Here is a 13375-nt window from a genome sequence, read left to right as displayed (position 1 = left end):
AGCGTCTCGACGCCTCGGGGCTCGACATGGCCGACACGTTAGCCACGGCGCGAACGCCCTGTCCACCGCTTTGATCGCGACCCGCTTCCGGCACCGGCAGGACGGGCGCGGCCGGTCGTGGTGCGGAAGGGCCGAGGCCCAGGGCCCTGCCGGGGAGCCGTGCCGGGACCTGCCGGGACCTGCCGGGAGCTGCCGGGAGCTGCCGGGAGCTGCTGGGGCCTGCCGGCGCCCTGCTCGGGGTCTTGCCGGGGATCGAGGGCTAGGAGAGCGCGCCGCCGAGGCGGGCGACGACCGCGAGAGCCGTACGGGCGCTCGCCGCGTCGTGGACGCGGAACACCCGGGCGCCCTGCAGCGCCGACACGGCGAGCGTGGCCAGCGTGCCCGCGTGGCGATCCCCCACGGGCAGGCCGCCCAGCGTCTCGCCGACGAAGTCCTTGTTGGAGACGGCCACCAGCACCGGCCACCCTGTGGCGGTCAGCTCGCCGAGCCGCCTGCTGACCTCCAGCGAGTGCCACGTGTTCTTGCCGAAGTCGTGAGCCGGGTCGATCAGGATCGCGTCGCGGCGGACCCCCGCGGCGACCGCGCGCTCCGCGAGGTCCGTCGTGTACGCGACCACGTCGGCCACCACGTCGGCGTACGCGATGCGGTGCGGCCGGGTGCGCGGCTCCACCCGCCCGGCGTGCGCGCACACCAGGCCGATGCCGTACGCCGCGGCCACCTCGGCGAGCTTGGGGTCCACGCCGCCCCAGGTGTCGTTGAGCAGGTCGGCCCCGGCCTCGGCGACGACCTCGGCGACCTCCGACCGCCAGGTGTCGACGCTGATGATCACATCGGGGTGCCGGTCGCGCACCGCGGCGACGACCTCCGCCACGCGGCGTATCTCCTCGGCCGGATCGACCTCCGTGCCGGGACCGGCCTTCACGCCACCGATGTCCACGATGTCCGCCCCCTCCTCGATGAGGCGGGAGGCGGCGTCGACCGCGGCCGAGAATGCGTAGGTCGATCCCCTGTCGTAGAAGGAGTCGGGGGTCCGGTTCACCACGGCCATGACCGCGAAGTCGCCGGGACCGAAGGCACGGCCGCGCAGGCGCAGAACGGCCGACAGGCCAGGCGCCTCGGCGGGCATCGGCGTGGTGGACATCGCCGCCAGCGTACTAGGTGGACGCCGTCCTCTCGCGTGCCCGCCGGGAGCGGAGCCGTGGAACGGTCCAAAACGACGGCATGCGGTCACGCCGCCGAGCCGCCCTCGGCCAGGGCCACGAAATGCTGCGCCATCGCGGGGAGTCGCCGCCGGGCGTGCACGACCGCGATGATCTTGCGGAGCGAGGGATCGAGCGAGCGGACCACCAGGCCGGCCCTGGCCGCCTGCTCGGCCATGCCCCGATACCACAGCAGCGAGGCCCGCCCCTCCCGTACGGTCCGCAGCCAGCCCCGGCGCTCGTCGGACTCGACCGCCGCGATCGGCCGGACGCCGTGCGTGGCGAAGATCTGGTCGAACTCCCTGCGGCGGGGGCTGCCGGGAGCGGGCAGCACCAGCCGCATGCCGTCGAGCCTGGCCACGGGGACGGGGTCGGGCAGGTCGAAGCCGGGCGGGGAGATCAGCACGATCTCCTGGCGCTCGAGCGGGTGGCTCACCAGGTCGGTGGGCACCGGGAGGTCGGTCAGCCCGAGGTCGGCGCGCTGCTCGCGGACCGCGCTGACCACCCCCTCCCGGCCCTCGCACCGCACGATGTGCACCCGGATTCCCGGATGCTCGGCGGCGTAGGCGGGCAGCAGACGCCCGGCGAGACCGGGCTCCAGGCTCGGGGTGGACGCGATCCGCAGTTCGGCGCCGGAGGAGGTGCCCTGCGTCGCGAGGGCCTCGATCTCGGCCACCGCGTCGAGGGCCTCGCGGGCCAGCTTCACCACCCGGCGCCCCTGGGCCGTCACGACGACCCCGCGGCCCGAGCGGGCGAAAAGCGTCATTCCGAGTTCACGTTCCAGGTCGCGTATCGCGCGGGACAAGGCAGGCTGCGCGATATAGAGCGATCTGGCGGCATCGGTCATGGTGCGGTGCTCCGCAGTGGCGACCACGTAACGGAGCTGCTGCAGATTCATGCGAAAAACGCTAGGGCAGACGAGCCCGGCGATTCCGGAACATCGCAGAGATCACGTCGGTCGATTACACATCGTGCCCGACATCTGCTACATCCGTGATGGATGGGAAAACAGTATTCTTTTGCCCCAAATCCACAAAGGGGGCAATGTCGTGGCGCAGCAGTACCCTCCCCAAGAGCCACCCGGGGAGAGTTATCCCTATTCCGGGCCGCCGTATTCACCGCAACCGGAGGCCGTGCCCGGCACACCGGACGGATCGCGACCCCCCGGCGCGACGCCGGGGCCGTACGGGCCGCCGGGGTGGAGCGGCCCTGAGGGCGGCGCGTGGCAGCAGGCGCCCGGCGCCGCCCCCTACCCGCCGCAGGGGCAGCCGCAGAACGGCTCCCCGCCGCAGGGAGGTCAGCCGTACGGCGGCCCCTACCCGCCAGGGGCACATCCCCAGGGCCCGGCCGCCTACCCGGGGAGCGCCCCGTCTCCCGGCCCGGCCTACCCCGCGAACGCCTCACCCCAGGGCGGCCCCCCTCATTCCGGCCCCCCGCCTTCCGGCTGGCAGTCTCACGGCGCCGTCCCCGGCATGCCGCAGGGCTCCGGTGCGTACGCCGGATCTCAGCCGCAGGGCGGGGTTCCGCATCCGGGGCCGAACGGCGGCGGTGTCTATCCGCAGGCCGCGCCGCCCTACAGCTCAGAGTCTCATTCAGGGGCGGAAGCGCAGGGTGGCGCCTATGGGCAGAACGGCCCTTACCCCGGCGCGACGCCCTACCAGCCCGGGCCTCAATTCCAGGGCGGGGCACAGTTCCAGGGCGAGGCACAGTTCCAGGGCGGGGCGCAGTTCCAGGGTGGAGCGCAGCCTCGGCCCCAGGCTCCGGCGTGGCCGGATCCGGCGGGCGCCGGAGGGAACGCACAGCCTCCGGCGCAGTCGTACGCCGGGCCCTACGGGCAGCCCTACCCACCCCCGCCGTCCCCCGCCGCCCCGGCGGGCACGCCACCCGGCGCTCCGTACGCGCCGAACGGGCTCGGGTATCCGCAGGAGTTCCCGGGATCGCCCGGGAACACGGCCGCCCCCGGCCCTGCGCAGGGCATGCCGTTCCAAGCGGCGCCACCTCAGGCTTCACCAATACCGGCACCGCAGGCGGCGTCGTTCCAGGTGCCGCCGCCTCAGGGAGCGCCGTTCCAGGTGCCACCGCCGCAGGCGCCATCGCAGCAGCCGACGCCGCCCCAGGGGCCGGGGTGGGTTCCGCAGTCTCCGCAGTCTCCGCCTCCCCCGCGCGGGCCCGCCGCCCCCTATCCGCCGCCCGCCTGGCGGCCGCCCCGCCGCAAGTCCGGCGCGGGGGCGGTCATCGGCGCACTCATGGGCGTGCTGGCGCTGGTCTTCGTGCTCATCGTGGTCGTGAGCGCGCTGGTCGGCCTGTCCGACCACGACGAGACCGTGTCGCCGGTCGCGATCCCGACCTTCACCTTCTCGCCGTTCCCCACCGACGAGGCCACCACGGACACGGAACCGACGGGGAAGCCCACCTCCAAGCCGACGTCGCAGCCCACGACGCGGCCGACTCCGGTGCTCAACCGCACGACGAAGAACAACACTCTCTATCGGGCCGGGTCGCTGGCGAAGACGAGCTGCCGGGCCGGGAACGCGAGCATCTACAACCACACCCAGTTCAAGGCGCTGATCCTCAAGACCGGCGGGTGCATGGGTAAGGCGTGGGGGCCGGCGCTGAAGCGGGTCGGGATCGACTGGAGCCCGCCGAACTACATGATCGCGGCCCGCAAGGGCAGGGGCGCGTGCGGCGACTATCCCTCCCCCGGCAGCAACGTGCCGTACTACTGCCCGAGCAACAGCACGATCTACGCGTCCACCTCGGCCATGACGAGGGAGTACGGCCCGCTCGGCTCGTGGAACGGGATCATCGTCAGCATGATGGCCCATGAGTACGGGCACCATATTCAGAACCTGTCGGGCATCTCCGACTCCTGGTGGCGGCAGACGCTCGACTCCGGTTCGCCGAGCGGAAAGATGGCCCTGAGCCGCCGGCACGAACTGCAGGCGACGTGTTTCGGCGGCATGTTCATGCAGTCGGTCGCCGCCTCGTATCCGATCGACACCACCCGGCGCAACACGCTCCTGTGGGCCTACAGCCACCTGGGCGACCCGCCGGGAGGGCCTCGCGACCACGGGAACACGCGCAGCAACGCCGCCTGGTTCCGCCAGGGATACACGCGCCCGAAGGCCTACCAGTGCAACACCTGGGTTGTCGGCTCCACTTCCGTGTCCTGATCGACGCCTCAGTTTGCGTCTACCTTGTCCGGATATGGGGGCTAGAATCCCCCCACAGCTTCGGAGGAGAGAGCGGTGAACCATGCGAGGCGGGGGTCCCGCTGACGAGACCGGCAGGCCCCGGGAAGGTCAGCGGCCAGGTCAGCCCGGTGGGAACGCAGGTCAGCCCGATGGAAACGCGACTCAGCCCGGCGGAGGCCCAGGCCGGCGTAGCGATGGCGCGAGCCGGCCGGGAGACCCAGGTCAGCCCGGTGGGAACACAGGCCAGCCCGGTGGGAACGCCGCTCAGCCCGGTGGGAACGCAGGCCAGCCCGATGGAAACGCAACCCAGCCCGGTGGAGAGGCGGGGTGGCGTGGTGGGAGCGGGGACGGCCAGGCGCCCATGGGCCCGCCGCCCGCCGCGGCCCCGCGCGGTGGGCAGCCGCGTTTCGGCACCCCGCTGACCACCGCCTCCCTGATCGGCTGGACGGCGCTGTCGGCCGTCCTGCCCGGGGCGGCCCACCTGCGGGCGGGCAACCGCCGCACCGGGATCGCACTGCTCGCGACGTTCGGCGTCGTGCTGGTCGCCCTGGTGGTCCTGGGCCTGCGTCTGAAGGACAACGCGGGGGTCGCGCTGCGCGGCAGCACGATGACCGCCGTCATGGCCGGGGCCGCCGTGTGCGCGCTCGCCTGGTTCGCGCTCGTGCTCCTGTCGTTCGTCGCCCTGCGCCCGCAGCGCCTGACGCAGATCGGGCAGGTGGTGTCGGGCGTCGTCGCGGGCGTCCTGTGCGTGGCCGTGATGGCCCCGTTCGCCTTCACCGCGAACACGATCAGGACGGCCAGCCAGTTACTCGACGACGTCATGGCCCCGGTGGAGGGCTCGACCCCCGTCCCCGTACGCGCCGAGGACCCGTGGAACGGCCGTACGCGCGTGAACTTCCTGCTGATCGGCGGCGACGCGGCGGGCAACCGGGTCGGGGTGCGCACCGACTCGATGACCGTGGCCAGCGTGAACATCGCCACCGGCAACACCGTCCTGTTCAGCCTGCCGCGCAACCTCCAGTACGTCCGCTTCCCCACGACCAGCCCCCTGCGCAAGGTGTTCCCCAACGGGTTCGACGCCGAGGGGCAGGGCCTGCTCAACTCCGTCTGGTACTACGCCGACAACAATCCCCAGGTCATGGGCGGCAAGAACAGGGGCGCGCAGGCGCTGAAGGACGCGATCGGCTACACCCTGGGTCTGCACATCGACTATTACGCGATGGTCGACATGTACGGCTTCGCGGCCCTGATCGACGCGGTCGGCGGGCTGAAGATCCGGGTCGAGAAGGACGTCAAGTGGGGCGGCCACTTCGGCACCGCCGGGACCATCAAGGCCGGCTACCGGACGCTGAACGGCGAGGAGGTGCTCTGGTACGGCCGCTCGCGGGTGGACAGCGACGACTTCTCCCGCATGGCCCGCCAGCGCTGCGTCATCGGCGCGCTTGCCCAGCAGGTCACCCCGGCCACGGTGCTCGCCAACTTCAACAAGATCGCCTCCGCGGCCCGGCACCTGTTCCGCACCGACATCCCCCGCGACCTGCTGGAGCACCTCGTCCCGCTCGGCATGAAGGTGCGCAGCGCCAAGATCACCAGTCTCCAGTTCGTGCCGCCGCTCATCTACACGGGCAACCCGGACTGGGCCAAGATCAGGCGACTGACCAAGGACGCGATCCGCGAGTCGATGTCCGACCGGGGCGCCGTCGCGGCCACCGCATCGCCGATGACGTCCGCCGGATCGGCGGCGTCCGCCACTCCCTCCGGCGCCCACTCCCCGTCCGCGTCGCCGAGTCCGTCCGCCTCCCGTACGCCGGTCGTCGCCGGGGCGAGCCCCCGCACGACGCCCACCCCGAACGACAAGGCGGCCAAGAGCCTCTCGGACCTGTGCGGCTTCTGACCGAGCGCCGCTGAGCGGGGACTTCCGGGCGAAGGCTGCCGGGCGAGGGCTTCCGGCCGGGCGACACCGGGCCGTTTTTGCGCGAAGGCGTGGACGCCGCCTTCCCGATGCAGCAATGTGGTCACGTAACGTATCCACCCAGTCACTGTCCGCCTAACAAACGGAGTGGACTCGTCGTGCGCGTACTCATCCAGTTGCGTCCGTCCCCCGACCTGGTCGCCGCCGTCGCCGACCCGTCGGTCCCCTCGATGACGTCGGACGTGGCCGACGGCCTGCCAGGGGTGGTCCTCGACCACTCGTACGCCCCCGTGGCCGTGCCCCGTCCGATGCCCGCGTCCCCCGGCGGCGACCCGCTGTCGCTCAACCAGCCGCTGGTCTTCTCCATGGCGCCCCAGGACGCCTCGGTCGTGATCCGCGGGGAGATCGCCGACGACGAGGTCACCAGCAGGGTCGCCCTCCTGTCCGCGGCCCGCCGCGACGTGGTCGCGGTGTACGCCGACCCGGCGATCGAGACCACGCTCACCTGCGGAGGCGACCCCGCGGTGGGCGACTGGCACGACGTCGAACGGCTGCTGCGCGTGCCCGACCTGACGGCCGAGGGGCTGGACGGCTCCGGCGTCCGCCTCGCGGTTGTCGACACCGGCATCAACGCGGCGTATGTCAAGGCCGCCCGCGGGCACGACGTGACAGTGGATCACGAGCGGAGCTGGAACCCCGAGGGCGTCTCCGGAACCCCGGGGGACTTCCCGGTCGACCACGGCACGATGTGCGCCTTCGACGCGCTCATCGCCGCGCCCAAGGCGTCGCTGCTGGACGTGCCCGTGCTGCTGTCGCGGCGGCAGGGCGGCTCGACGCTCGACGGCCTGCTGTCCGACGCCATCGCCGCGTACGCCCACCTGCGCGATGTCCTCGACGCCCAGCCCGCCGAGTCGCGGGCGCTCGTGGTGACCAACAGCTGGGGGTCGTTCTCCCCGCGCTGGGACTTCCCGCCCGGGCACCCGGGCAACTACTCCGACAACCCGGCCCATCCGTTCAACCTGATCGTCGGCAGCCTGGCCGAGGCGGGGGCGGACATCCTGTTCGCCGCGGGCAACTGCGGGACGCAGTGCCGCGACGGCAGGTGCGCCTACCCCGACCGGCCCATCGTCGGGGCCAACTCCCATCCCAGCGCGCTGTCGATCGGCGGCATCGACACGGCGGGGACGCGGGTGGGCTACTCCTCGCAGGGCCCCGGGCGGCTGGCCGCGCGCAAGCCGGACGTCTGCGCCTACACGCACTTCGCCGGTTCCGGCGCGCTCGGCGACGGCGAGCCCGACTCGGGCACCTCGGCGGCCTGTCCCGTCGCGGCCGGGCTGGTCGCCGCCGTCCGGTCCCGCTGGCCCTCGACGGTGCTGCCGCCCTCCCAGCTCCGGACGCTGCTCCGCAGGACGGCCGATGATCGCAGTGCCGTAGGGTATGACGACGATTATGGGTACGGCGTGGTGGACGCCGCCGGCATCATCGCCGCGCTGCGCCGCCGCGCCGCGAAGGCGGCCTGAAAGCACAGCGCCGCGAAGGCGGCCTGAAGAGGCCACGCCGTCCGGTGACGAGAACGTCCAGCAGAGGGAGGCGGGGCCGGTGGCCAAGGTGCTCGTCACCGTGCGGCTCGCCGCGCCCGCGACGCTGGAGGGCGCGATGCGGCGGCTCGGCCTCACCGAGGACGAGGTCGACACCGGCTATGGTCTGGTGCCGGTCGATCCCGGCAGGAACCTGTACGTCCTGCGGGTGACGGAGGAGGCCGGGCGGCGCGTCGGCGACTCGGACGCCGGGGCGGCGGACGGCGGGCCCTACTCCGATCCGCCCATCGAGCCCTACGGCCCGCCGCGATGACCGCTCCCGTCTGGGTGGTCTCCGGTCCGCCGGGCGCGGGCAAGTCGACCGTCTGCGAGCTGCTGCTGGCCCGCCTCGACCCGGTGCCCGCCCTGCTCGACAAGGACACGATGTACGGCGGCTTCGTCGAGGCCACGCTCGCGGCGTACGGCAGGCCTGCGGGCGAGCGTGAGGGGCCGTGGTACGACGAGCACGTCAAGCGGCACGAATACGCCGGCATGACGGCGACGGCCAGGGAGATCCGCTCCCACGGCTGCCCGGTGCTGCTCGGCGGGCCCTTCACCTCCCAGGTGCACGACGCGGCGCTCTGGCACGCGTGGGTGGAGGCGCTGGGCGGGCCCGGCGTGCGCCTGGTCTGGATCCGCTCCGACGGCCCGACGCTGCGTGAGCGGCTCGTCCGCCGGGGTCTCGCGAGGGACGGGCAGAAGCTGGAGAGGTTCGCCGAATATCTGCGCGCCATCCGCGTCGACGAGCCGCCCGCCGTGCCGTACGACGAGGTCGACAACCGCCTCGGCGCGCCTGCGCTGGAGGTCCAGATCGACCGGCTGGTGACGAGGGCGTAGGCCGGCGGCTTCGGTCCTGCACAACCGTGCGGGGCGTCGGAACGCGGGATCCGAGGCAAGCGGTCGCCCGCCGTTCTCACTTCGGCCGGCCGGACGGTGGTGGCCGTTACCGTCCGAGGCGTGGAAGCTCCCTGCTTCTCCGGGTGCGGCCCGCCCGCGCGGCGCGCCGCCCCGACGATTCCTGCACAGGAGACGACAGTGAAGGCAGTCGCGATCCGGAAGTTCGGACGTCCCGAAGGCTTGGCGGTCATCGACCTCCCCGCCCCGGCCCCGGGCGCCGGGCAGGTGCTGATCGCCGTCGAGGCCATCGGCGTCGGCGGCGTGGACGCCGTGATCCGCAGCGGCGCTCTTGCCGCCTACGGCTTCGAGGAGGGTCACATCCCCGGCGGCGAGGTGGCGGGCACCCTGACCGCCGCCGGCGACGGCGTCGACGCGTCGTGGATCGGCCGGCGGGTATGGGCGTTCACCGGCGTGGGCGGCGGCTACGCCGAACAGGCGATCGCCCCGGTCGAGGAGGTCCTTCCCCTCCCCGCGGACCTGTCCGCCGCCGACGCGGTGACGCTCGGCAGCTCCGGTGTTGTGGCCCACTTCGGCCTTGCCCATGCCCGCTTCGCGCCCGGCGAGTCGGTACTGGTGCGCGGCGCGGCGGGCAGCATCGGGATCATGACGGTCCAGCTCGCGGCTCGTGGCGGTGCCGGTGCGGTGGCGGTCACCACCTCGTCGGCCGAGCGCGGCAAGCGCCTGCGCACACTCGGCGCGACCCACGTGCTGGACCGCGCCGGCGAGGGAGGCGAGGGCGCTCCCGCGGGCTACGACGTCGTCATCGACGTCGTAGCCGGTCCGGACCTGCCCTCCTTCTTCGCCAGGCTCAACCCGAACGGCCGGATGGTGGTCGTCGGCGTGGTCGGGGGCCAGCCTCCGGCGGACTTCGGCACGGCGATGATGTCGGCGTTCCGGAAGTCGATGTCCTTCGCCACCTTCAGCGCCGACACCGTGGCCGGACGCGACCGGCGTGCCGTGCGGATCGAGCAGTTCGCCGCGGCGAGTCGCGGCGAACTGCACACGGTGGTGCACGAGGTGCTGCCGCTGGAGCAGGCCGTGCTGGCGCACCGGAAGATGGACGCCGGCGAGGTGTTCGGCAGGATCGTCCTGACCCCGTAGCCCTCGCGGCTCACGCGGTCGCCGTCACACGATCTCGTGCCCGTACGCGGCCGCGAGCGGCCGTAGGTCGGGGACCCCGAAGACGGCGCACATCGACGCGAACACCTCGGCCTTGTCGTCGCCGTACCGGCGGACATGGGCCGCGTAGGCCTCGGCGGTGACGAACCTCGGCGGGTCGCTCTTGCTGTGGAACTTGTCGGCGAACATGACGAGCCGCTCCTCGGCCGACTCCGCGAGATAGTCGCGGGGAGGCAGCGGCAGGCCCTGGCGCAGCACGTCCTCCCTGCTGATCCCCACACCCGTGTGGTGGGAGCAGAACCGGCACAGGCTCTCGGGCAGGCCCTCCCCGCGGAGCAGTTCGTGGCCGAGGATCCCGTGGCGCACGTAACCGGCGTGGTCGAGCCGTCCGTCCGCGTCATAGAGGAGGTAGACGCCGATGTCGTGCAGGAGGCTTCCGGCCCGCACCACGTCGGTGTCGACGTCGAGCCCGGCGTGGTCGGCCAGGCGCAGGGCGATCGCGCAGACGATCTCGCAGTGCGTGTGGACGAGGTCGAACGCTTCCTCCGTGGGCGCGTGTTTCGCGTGCAGAGCGCGGATCTCGGCGTCCGTCGGAAGCCCCATGCGCGGAGTCTAGCAAGCGACGATCATGAGCGAAGGGGCCCGGGCCCGTACGTCAGGAGGGCACCCGTTCGCCCAGGCTCTCGCGCAGGCTCCTGATCTCCTCGCGCAGGGCCGACAGCTCGGCGAGCGTCGGGTTGTCGTCCCTGGCCTCCTCCTCCATGGCGCTCACCACGACCGCGATGAAGAGGTTGAGCACGACGAAGGTGCAGACCAGCACGAAGACGACGAAGTAGATCCACGACGAGGGGTGGCTCTCCATCAGCTGGCGGTTGATCTCCGACCAGCCGTCCCCCGTCATGACCTGGAACAGCGTGTACAGCGACGTGGGCAGGTCGCCGAAATACTCGGGCGCGGCGGTGCCGTACAGCTTGGTGCCCATGACGGCGCCGACGTACAGGACGAGGCCGAGCAGGACGACGATCGAACTCATCCCGGGGATGGCGGTGAGCAGCGCGGAGACCACCCGCCGCAGCGACGGCACCACCGAGATCAGCCGCAGCGCCCGCAGGACGCGCAGAGCCCGCAGCACCGACAGTCCTCCCGCCGTGGGGAGGAACGAGAAGCCGATGATCAGCAGGTCGAAGACGTTCCAGGTGTCGCGGAGGAACCGCCACCGGTAGACGTACATCTTGGCCAGGATCTCCGCCACGAAAATGTACAGGGCGATGTGGTCGGCGACGTGCAGTTCCGTGCCGTAGCGGGCAGTCGCCTCTGCGGAGGTCTCGACGCCCAGCGTCGCCGCGTTGACGAGGATCACCACAGTGATCACCTGCTGGAACCGCCGCGACTCGATCAGGCGGCGGACACGTTCACGCACGAAAAACTCCTGGGGGACATGGGAGATCGCCACAGAGCCTAGTGCCACCGCCCGGCATGTTCGTTCCCGGTCGGTTCGGCCCCGGCGGTGGCCGACCCGATCGAACACCCGGCGCGACACCTGGACGGAGCCGATGCCTTCGCTAGGCTGGACCGTGATCACGATGGATGAGGGGCTGCATGGCCGGAAGTCCGTTACGTGCCGGAGACCCGGAACAGCTGGGTGACTACCGCCTCATAAGCCGCCTGGGCGAAGGCGGCCAGGGAGTGGTGTATCTCGGCGAGACCCCGGCCGGGGAGAGGGTGGCGGTCAAGGTCGTACGGGCGCGGCCGCCCATCGGCGTTCCCGTGTCCTTGGCGAGGGAGCTGGCCGCGGTGCGCCAGGTGGCCGAGTTCTGCACGGCGCGCATCGTCGACGCCAGACTGGACGCCGCCCTGCCCTACATCGTGAGCGAGTTCGTCGACGGCCTGTCGCTCCAGCAGGTGATCGAGAACGGTGGCCCGATGAAGGGCGCCGCGCTGCACCGGCTGGCCATCGGCACCATCACCGCATTGGCGGCCGTCCACGGGGCGGGGGTGGTGCACCGCGACTTCAAGCCGAGCAACGTGCTTGTCGGTCCCGACGGGCCGCGCGTCATCGACTTCGGCATCGCCCGGCTGATCGACGCCTCGGCCACCACCGGTTACGCGGCCGGCACGCCGTCGTATATGGGGCCCGAGCACTTCCGCGGTGACCGGATCGGGCCTCCGGCGGACGTGTTCGCCTGGGCCTCCACCATCACGTACGCGGCCACGGGGGCGCCGCCGTTCGGCAGGGACACTCCCGCGGCGGTCGCCTATCGGATCATGCAGGGCGAACCCGTCCTCGGTGACCTGGCGGGCGGGCTGCGCGACCTGGTGGCACGCTGCCTGGACAAGGACCCGGCGCGACGGCCGACCGCCCGTGAGGTCCTCCTGATCCTCCTGGACGACGTGCCGTCCTCCGGAGGGGACGTCGCAGCGCTCCAGATGGGCCGGCAGGCGGCGGCCGGGCAGGCCCCTCGTCTCCTCGCGGCGGGGACGACGAGCGGCGGGCAGCACCGGCTTCCACGCCGGGCTCTGCTCGCCGGCACGGGCGCCGTGGTCGCGGCCCTCGCAGGGACCTGGATCGCGGTCGCCCGCCTACCCGGTCGGACCGCGACCGGCGGCGTTCCGCTGTCGGCGTCGGGGCCGGGGGCATCGCCCGTGCCGATGGCCGCATCCGGCTCCCCCTCCCTCGCCGGGCCTTCGGGCGGGTCCACCGCGAGCAACTCCGCCTCGGCGACCTCCGCGCCCGGCGGGACCGCTTCGCCGTCGGCAGGCCCGGCCCGCACGGCCGAGCCGTCCCCGGTCGCGGCTCCCCGGACGCCGGCGGAGCTGGGCGCGGCGATCGACGCCGCCGCCACGGCCACTCCCTCCGCGAGCTTCACCTGCTCGGGGGCGTTCACCCAGAGTGACACCTACCTGCAGGCCGACGGCAGGTTCACCCATGACCCGGCAGGCCGGTACGACAGCGATTCCTACGACATGCGCGTCAGCTATCCCGGCAGCGATCGCAAACGCGTCGTCGTCATCGCCGACGACGTCCACCTCCCGCACGGCGAGAAGCTGCCGCTGGATCTCGACCCGCAGGGGCAGGCCGCCGACGGGCGCGACAGCGCGGCGGCGGGCGCCGCGCTCTTCATCCTCGTCGGCTCGATTCCCACGATCCTGACCCTTGTCGGCGCCACCCCGAGGGTCTACCGCTCCGGGAAGGACGGAAGGACGTACTCGGGCGGGGTCCAGGTCGCCGACGCCGGTTACGAACTGCGCCAGTTCCTCGCGAGCTGGATGAGCTCGGCCCGCGGTCTCGACAGGTCCCGCATCTCGTACGTCGTGACGCTGGGCCAGGAGGACCTGCCGGTCAGGTTCGTGTTCACCTGGAAGGCGTCCGTGCCGCAGCTGGGACTGCTCTCGTCGTCCTTCACGACGTCCTACCGAGGGTGGGGCCCGGCCCGGCCGATCGTCGCCCCCGCTCGCTGAACCCTGCTCGCTGAACCC

General features: G+C 72.4%; 11 protein-coding genes. 7 read left to right on the top strand and 4 right to left on the bottom strand.

The annotated features are described in order from the left end of the window. Window positions 1-259: 259 nt before the first annotated feature. Both folP and ACIBK1_RS14485 read right to left on the bottom strand, forming a co-directional pair. Complete coding sequence (gene folP, locus ACIBK1_RS14490; RefSeq protein WP_396735023.1) at window positions 260-1141, bottom strand: dihydropteroate synthase; 882 nt, start codon at window positions 1139-1141, stop codon at window positions 260-262. An 86-nt stretch (window positions 1142-1227) separates the two neighbouring features. Then, window positions 1228-2097: a LysR family transcriptional regulator gene (locus ACIBK1_RS14485; RefSeq protein ID WP_396735020.1), complete on the bottom strand. Its 870-nt coding sequence runs from the start codon at window positions 2095-2097 to the stop codon at window positions 1228-1230. Between the two features lie 1174 nt (window positions 2098-3271). Here ACIBK1_RS14485 and ACIBK1_RS14480 point away from each other — a divergent pair. The 6 genes from ACIBK1_RS14480 to ACIBK1_RS14455 all read left to right on the top strand — a co-directional run bounded on the left by ACIBK1_RS14480 (window position 3272) and on the right by ACIBK1_RS14455 (window position 9880). After that, window positions 3272-4372: a neutral zinc metallopeptidase gene (locus tag ACIBK1_RS14480; protein ID WP_396735017.1), complete on the top strand. Its 1101-nt coding sequence runs from the start codon at window positions 3272-3274 to the stop codon at window positions 4370-4372. Window positions 4373-4754: 382 nt separating this feature from the next. After that, window positions 4755-6287: an LCP family protein gene (locus ACIBK1_RS14475; protein WP_036405650.1), complete on the top strand. Its 1533-nt coding sequence runs from the start codon at window positions 4755-4757 to the stop codon at window positions 6285-6287. Between the two features lie 176 nt (window positions 6288-6463). Then, a complete protein-coding gene (locus ACIBK1_RS14470; protein ID WP_030506970.1) occupies window positions 6464-7825 on the top strand; it encodes a S8 family peptidase in 1362 nt (453 codons plus the stop codon). Between the two features lie 79 nt (window positions 7826-7904). Beyond that, window positions 7905-8156, top strand: a complete 252-nt coding sequence (locus tag ACIBK1_RS14465) for a hypothetical protein (RefSeq protein WP_231513803.1) — start codon at window positions 7905-7907, stop codon at window positions 8154-8156. Further along, the gene (locus ACIBK1_RS14460; RefSeq protein ID WP_030506972.1) at window positions 8153-8719 is read left to right on the top strand and encodes an AAA family ATPase; all 567 of its coding nucleotides are present in this window, start codon (window positions 8153-8155) and stop codon (window positions 8717-8719) included. The genes ACIBK1_RS14465 and ACIBK1_RS14460 overlap by 4 nt, the downstream gene beginning before the upstream one ends. Window positions 8720-8917: 198 nt before the next feature. Further along, entirely contained in the window at window positions 8918-9880 is a 963-nt protein-coding gene (locus ACIBK1_RS14455; protein ID WP_396735012.1) for a zinc-binding dehydrogenase, read from the top strand. A 24-nt stretch (window positions 9881-9904) separates the two neighbouring features. Here the strand turns inward: ACIBK1_RS14455 and ACIBK1_RS14450 are convergent, their stop codons facing one another. Next, complete coding sequence (locus ACIBK1_RS14450; protein WP_363531891.1) at window positions 9905-10501, bottom strand: HD domain-containing protein; 597 nt, start codon at window positions 10499-10501, stop codon at window positions 9905-9907. Window positions 10502-10553: 52 nt separating this feature from the next. Continuing rightward, window positions 10554-11318: an ion transporter gene (locus ACIBK1_RS14445; protein ID WP_030506975.1), complete on the bottom strand. Its 765-nt coding sequence runs from the start codon at window positions 11316-11318 to the stop codon at window positions 10554-10556. A gap of 179 nt (window positions 11319-11497) precedes the next feature. Between ACIBK1_RS14445 and ACIBK1_RS14440 the strand changes: the two genes are divergently transcribed. After that, window positions 11498-13357, top strand: a complete 1860-nt coding sequence (locus ACIBK1_RS14440) for a serine/threonine-protein kinase (protein WP_396735009.1) — start codon at window positions 11498-11500, stop codon at window positions 13355-13357. The last annotated feature ends 18 nt before the right edge of the window (window positions 13358-13375 follow it).

This window comes from Microbispora rosea, from assembly GCF_044460045.1.
GTDB lineage: Bacteria > Actinomycetota > Actinomycetes > Streptosporangiales > Streptosporangiaceae > Microbispora > Microbispora rosea.
The sequence above is the reverse complement of the archived record's forward strand: the minus strand, read 5'-3'. Positions and strand labels throughout refer to the sequence as shown.

What these genes read in the sequence shown, in the direction of transcription:
- ACIBK1_RS14475 (WP_036405650.1), top strand. Translation starts at nt 4,755, where the DNA reads ATGGGCCCGCCGCCCGCCGCGGCCCCGCGCGGTGGGCAGCCGCGTTTC.
- ACIBK1_RS14450 (WP_363531891.1), bottom strand. Translation starts at nt 10,501, where the DNA reads ATGGGGCTTCCGACGGACGCCGAGATCCGCGCTCTGCACGCGAAACAC.
- ACIBK1_RS14460 (WP_030506972.1), top strand. Translation starts at nt 8,153, where the DNA reads ATGACCGCTCCCGTCTGGGTGGTCTCCGGTCCGCCGGGCGCGGGCAAG.
- folP (WP_396735023.1), bottom strand. Translation starts at nt 1,141, where the DNA reads ATGTCCACCACGCCGATGCCCGCCGAGGCGCCTGGCCTGTCGGCCGTT.
- ACIBK1_RS14440 (WP_396735009.1), top strand. Translation starts at nt 11,498, where the DNA reads ATGGCCGGAAGTCCGTTACGTGCCGGAGACCCGGAACAGCTGGGTGAC.
- ACIBK1_RS14485 (WP_396735020.1), bottom strand. Translation starts at nt 2,097, where the DNA reads ATGAATCTGCAGCAGCTCCGTTACGTGGTCGCCACTGCGGAGCACCGC.